Source organism: Aeromicrobium sp. Leaf272, from assembly GCF_001422865.1.
GTDB lineage: Bacteria > Actinomycetota > Actinomycetes > Propionibacteriales > Nocardioidaceae > Aeromicrobium.
The window spans coordinates 31,637-35,425 of the sequence record NZ_LMMY01000010.1 but is presented as its reverse complement, the minus strand read 5'-3'; the positions used below and the strand labels follow the sequence as shown (position 1 = coordinate 35,425).

Genomic DNA, 3,789 nt, shown 5'->3' with positions numbered 1-3,789 from the left:
CCTGCGAGGGGTGGATGAGGGTCTTGCCGTCGAAGCCCATCTCGCGCCCCTGGCGGGCCTCGGCCTCGAAGCCCTCGGGGTCCTTGACCGCGTTGTAGACGCCGTCGATGATCACCTTGCCGGCGGCGCGCACCGCCAGGAGGGTCCACGACAGCGACGTGAGCACGGTGGCGTTGCGGCCCGGCACGTGCAGACCGTAGGTCTCGTTGACGATGTCGTTCGTGCCCATGACGACGACGGTGAGGCGCTCGTGGGCGGCCGCGATCTCCTCGGCGTGCAGGAGGGCCCGCGGGGTCTCGATCATGGCCCACAGCTGGGTGTGCTCCGGGGCGCCGTGCTGCTCGAGGGCGGCCACGAGGGCACGCACCTGCTCGGCCGACTCCACCTTCGGGACGAGGATCGCGTCGGGACCGGCGGCCGCGGCGGCGCGCACGTCGTCGTCGTGCCACTCGGTACCGATGGAGTTGACCCGGATCGCCAGCTCACGGTGACCGTACGCGCCGGACCGGACGGCCGCGCACACGTTGTCGCGGCCCTGCGCCTTGGCATCGGGGGCGACGGAGTCCTCGAGGTCGAGGATCAGCGCGTCGGCGTCGATCGTCTTGGCCTTCTCCAAAGCGCGCTCGTTCGCACCCGGCATGTACAGCACGGAACGGCGGGGGCGGATGACGGGAGTGCTCACAGGTCGTACAGCTCCTTCAGCTCGGGGTCGCGCTCGGCCAGCTCGCGGGCGAGGTCGAGCATCACCAGGCACTGCTTGCAGGACGCGTCGTCCTCCATCTTGCCGTTGATCATCACCGCGCCCGAGCCGTCGCCCATGGCCTCGACGACCTGCTTGGCGTGCGCCACGTCCTCGGCGCTGGGCGAGAAGACCAACTTGGCGATGTCGATCTGCACCGGGTGCAGGCTCCACGCGCCGACACAGCCCAGCAGGAACGCGTTGCGGAACTGGTCCTCGCAGGCCACGACGTCCTTGATGTCACCGAACGGCCCGTAGAACGGGAGGATGTCGTTCGCCGCGCAGGCGTCGACCATGCGCGCGATCGTGTAGTGCCACAGGTCCTGCTGGTACGTCGTGCGGCCCTCGGTGAGGTCCTCGCCCGTCGGGTCCTGGCGCACCAGGTAGCCCGGGTGGCCGCCGCCGACGCGCGTGGTCTTCATGCGGCGGCTCGCCGCGAGGTCGGCCGGGCCGAGGCTGATGCCCTGCATGCGCGGGCTGGCGGCGGCGATCTCCTCGACGTTCGTCACGCCGAGCGCGGTCTCGAGGATCGCGTGCACGAGCAGCGGCTTATGCACCTTCCCCTTGGCCTCGAGCTGGGCGAGCAGACGGTCGACGTAGTGGATGTCCTGGGCGCCCTCGACCTTGGGCACCATGATGACGTCGAGCTTGTCGCCGATCTCGGTGACCAGCGTCGTCAGGTCGTCGAGGACCCAGGGGGAGTCGAGGCTGTTGACGCGCACCCACAGCTGCGTGTCGCCGAAGTCGGTGGCCTTCGCGATGTCGACGAGACCCTGGCGCGCGGCCTCCTTCTTCTCGGTCTTGATCGCGTCCTCGAGGTTGCCGAGGATGATGTCGACCTTCGAGGCGATGTCGGGGACCTTCGCCGCCATCTTCTCGTTGCTCGGGTCGAAGAAGTGGATCATCCGGCTCGGACGGAACGGCACCTCGGCGAGCGGAGCGGGAGCTCCGACGGCGAGCGGACGGAGGAATGCACGGGGGTTGCGCACGCGGGTCTCTTCCTGCAGACGTCGGGACTGCCCGACAGTATGGCCGGGACTCGTGACCCGTGAGTAGGGCGGGTCTCACAGTGCGTCCAGCCGCCCGGGGCCCGGCACCCCCGCCGGGTCAGCGGACGGACATGACCACACGGTCGTCGCGGGCGGCCTCGTCGGCGACCCAGCCGTCCGGCGAGGACTCCGCCGTCCAGCGCAGGCCGTCGAAGCTGACCGACGCGACCTGCAGGTCGGCCGCGTTGGCCACCAGGTAGTGCGCCAGGGCCCACCCGCGCGCCCGCACGTCGGCGGCCGCGCCGTCGAGGCGGTACGTGAGCGCGTCCTCGGCGTCGTCGGTGCTGCGGGGGATCTCCCCGAAGGCCTTGTCGACGTCGGCCGCCACGGTCCGCACCGAACCGCCACCGACCGGGTTGATCTGGCAGGTGAACGCGGCGGGGCTGTAGCCCCGGAGGGCGGAGGCCAGCGCGCGGGCGTAGTCCTCGTGCTGGGCATAGGCGCCAGGGAACGCCGAGCGCTGCACCTCCTGCGCCGCGACCGTGATCTCGAGCGACGTGTAGTCGTCGACCTTCTCGAGGCCGTCGTAGAACTTACCGATCGCGTAGTGCGGGTCCAGGATCTCCTCGACCGTGCCCCAGCCCTGCGACGGACGTTGCTGGAACAGACCCACGGAGTCCCGGTCACCGAAGTCGATGTTGCGGACCTTGGACTCCTGGAAGGCGGTCGCGATCGCGATCGTGGTGGCGCGCGGGGGAAGTCCGCGGTTCTGCGCCGTCGCGGCCATGAGGGCCGACCAGCGCGCCTGCTCCACGTCCACCTGCGCACGCGTCTCGCCCACCCGGGCCACGCAGTACTCGGTGCGCAGCGGCGTGCGGTCGGTCACCACGACCGCCACCAGGACGCCGGCCACGAGGACGGCGCCCAGCAGGACCCAGCGCAGCTTCACCCGGTCAGCCTAGGCAGACGACGTCAATCCGGCCGGGCACCTGGTGCCGGGTCCGGGCCGGGGTCAGTTGGCGTGCAGGTCGGAGTTCAGCTCGATGCCGCGCCGTTCGCCGCGAGGGCGCGCCTCGATCTGGCCGGTCTCGCTGTTGGTGAGGAACAGCAGGCTGTCCTGCCCGCTCAGCTCCGCCGCCTTCACCACGGAGCCGTCCGGCGTGCGCACCTTGGTGCCCGCGGTGACGTAGCAGCCGGCGGCGACCACGCAGTCGTCGCCGAGCGAGATCCCGATGCCGGAGTTGGCGCCGAGCAGGCTGTTGCGACCGATCGAGATCACCTCGGTACCACCGCCCGAGAGCGTGCCCATGATGCTCGCGCCGCCTCCGATGTCGGTGCCGTCGCCCACGACGACACCGGCCGAGATGCGGCCCTCGACCATGGCGTGGCCCAGCGTGCCGGCGTTGAAGTTCACGAAGCCCTCGTGCATGACGGTGGTGCCCTCGGCCAGGTGCGCGCCGAGGCGCACGCGGTCGGCGTCGCCGATGCGCACGCCGGACGGGATCACGTAGTCGGTCATCCGGGGGAACTTGTCGATGCTGGTCACGTTGACCGTGAGGCCGGCGGCGCGGGCGCGGGCGCGGGTGTGCTCGAACCCGGCGACCGCGCACGGACCGATCGTCGTCCAGACGACGTTCGTGAGCAGCCCGAACTGGCCGTCGAGGTTGACCCCGTGCGGCTGGACGAGACGGTGCGAGAGCAGGTGCAGCCGCAGCCACACGTCGTAGACGTCGGCGGGCGGTGCCGAGAGGTCCGGCGCGACGACGTGCACCACGGCCTTGCGAACCTGGCGCACCGCGTCCTCGCCGGTGAGTGCCGTGAGCTCCTCGGGCTCCGGGTCGTGCCCGGGGGTGCCGAGCCGGGGCTCGGGGAACCAGACGTCGAGGACGTCGGCGTCCTCGGTGAGGGTGGCCAGGCCGTAGCCGTACGCGCTCTGCTCGCTCATGGCCCTCAACCTACCGATCCGTCGATGGCGCCCGTCGGTGAGTGGACCTAGCGTGGACCGCATGGCGCTGGTGACCTACAAGGACCTCTGCATCGACGTGAACGACCTGCACGCGT

Annotated in this window: 4 protein-coding genes; all 4 read right to left on the bottom strand. The window is 70.8% G+C overall.

Features of this window, described 5'->3' with window-relative positions; all coding sequences use genetic code 11:
- The coding region (locus tag ASF38_RS05415; RefSeq protein WP_235497459.1) for a CoA ester lyase at positions 1-640 on the bottom strand (640 nt) is incomplete at its 3' end.
- 38 nt (positions 641-678) lie between these two features.
- Positions 679-1,728 carry a CoA ester lyase gene (locus tag ASF38_RS05410; protein WP_056574267.1) on the bottom strand — a complete coding sequence of 350 codons (1,050 nt, stop codon included), beginning with the start codon at positions 1,726-1,728 and terminating at the stop codon, positions 679-681.
- A 118-nt stretch (positions 1,729-1,846) separates the two neighbouring features.
- A complete protein-coding gene (locus tag ASF38_RS05405; RefSeq protein ID WP_055968702.1) occupies positions 1,847-2,677 on the bottom strand; it encodes a hypothetical protein in 831 nt (276 codons plus the stop codon).
- A gap of 63 nt (positions 2,678-2,740) precedes the next feature.
- On the bottom strand, positions 2,741-3,673 hold the full coding sequence (gene dapD / locus ASF38_RS05400; protein ID WP_055968700.1) for a 2,3,4,5-tetrahydropyridine-2,6-dicarboxylate N-succinyltransferase: 933 nt from the start codon (positions 3,671-3,673) through the stop codon (positions 2,741-2,743).
- Between the last annotated feature and the right edge of the window lie 116 nt (positions 3,674-3,789).

Bases quoted from the DNA above. Each gene is read 5' to 3' on its own strand.
- dapD (WP_055968700.1), bottom strand. From the start codon at position 3,673: ATGAGCGAGCAGAGCGCGTACGGCTACGGCCTGGCCACCCTCACCGAG.